At 46.8% G+C, this 680-nt stretch carries 1 protein-coding gene; it reads right to left on the bottom strand.

The features are described from left to right. The coding region (locus tag R7R78_RS26645; RefSeq protein ID WP_225474675.1) for a CNNM domain-containing protein at positions 1–680 on the bottom strand (680 nt) is incomplete at both ends.

The raw sequence follows: 680 nt of genomic DNA, 5'->3' as shown, positions 1-680 counted from the left end.
AATGTAATACACTTCATCTGCCGCGCGCAGTAACGTCTCTTTGTTGAACTCGTTCTTTTCTAGCATCAAACGGTACGCTTCACGTAAACGCAGCATACCAACCACTTCATCGATTTGGTCGCGATAAAAAACGATTCGACCGTGTGGCGAGTGTGTTAACTGACGAACAATGGATTTCCAGTCATCGTTAATATCGATACCCGTAATCTCATTACGTGGCACCATAATGTCATTTACAGTAACGTGTTCGAGATCGAGAATAGACACCAACATGTCTTGGTGTCGACGAGGGATAAGTCCGCCAGCTTCATTTACGACCGTGCGTAACTCTTCCGAACTTAGATGATCCTCTACCGTGTGATCAGCTTTCACGCCAAGCAAACGAATGAAACCATTAGTAATAAAGTTCACCAGCATTACGAGCGGTGATAGCACTTTCATTAGGATAGTGAGCAAGATGCTGCTCGCGTAGGAAACACGCTCTGGATACAGCGCTGCAACGGTTTTTGGTGTGACTTCGGCAAACACCAAGACAACCATAGTTAGCGCACCCGTTGCGATCGCGACACCTAAATCGCCGTATAGGCGCATGCCGATGATGGTCGCAATTGCTGAAGCAAGAATGTTCACGAGGTTGTTGCCGATAAGAATAAGACCGATCAAGCGATCTGGTCGGTCTA

Source organism: Vibrio sp. 2134-1 (assembly GCF_033339495.1).
This window is presented reverse-complemented; position numbering and strand designations above follow the sequence as displayed.